Annotated in this window: 1 pseudogene; it reads left to right on the top strand. The window is 67.6% G+C overall.

The annotated features are described in order from the left end of the window. Positions 1 to 47: 47 nt before the first annotated feature. Positions 48 to 627 (top strand): annotated as a pseudogene (locus IL992_RS45585) (IS5 family transposase); the annotation flags it as partial.

The raw sequence follows: 627 nt of genomic DNA, 5'->3' as shown, positions 1-627 counted from the left end.
CTAGGCCGTGTCTTCAATGTGATCTAGGTGTTGGATCATGACTTGGCGTGATTCGCCGGTACGAGTTGACCGATGAAGAGTGGGAGAAGCTGCAGGTTCTTCTCCCCTCCGGGCGGATGGGCCGTCCCCGGGAGGACGACCGCCGGGTGCTGAACGGGATCGTGTGGAAGATCCGCTCAGGGGCGGCCTGGCGGGACATCCCCGCCCGGTACGGGTCCTGGCAGAGCATCTACACCCGTTTCCGCCGCTGGGCCCTGAATGGCACCTTCACCCGCATGCTGCAAGCCCTGCAAGCCGACGCCGACGCCCGCGGCGACCTTGATTGGCTGGTCGCGGTGGACTCCACCATCGTGCGAGCCCATCAGCACGCGGCCGGGGCGAAAAAGGGGGACCAGGCGCCGACTCGCCGTCCGATCACGCCCTCGGACGATCCCGAGGCGGACTGACCAGCAAGATTCACCTCGCCTGTGACGGACGCGGCCGGCCGCTGGCGTTCCTGGTGACCGGCGGAAACGTCAACGACTGCACTCGCTTGCAGCAGGTGCTGCAGGCGATCCGCGTTCCCCGCCTCGGTCGCGGCCGGCCTCGGACGCGCCCTGACCACGTGGTGGCCGACAAGGGCTACAG

The organism is Microbispora sitophila, assembly GCF_014892245.1.
Classification (GTDB): Bacteria; Actinomycetota; Actinomycetes; order Streptosporangiales; family Streptosporangiaceae; genus Microbispora; species Microbispora siamensis.
The sequence above is the reverse complement of the archived record's forward strand: the minus strand, read 5'-3'. Positions and strand labels throughout refer to the sequence as shown.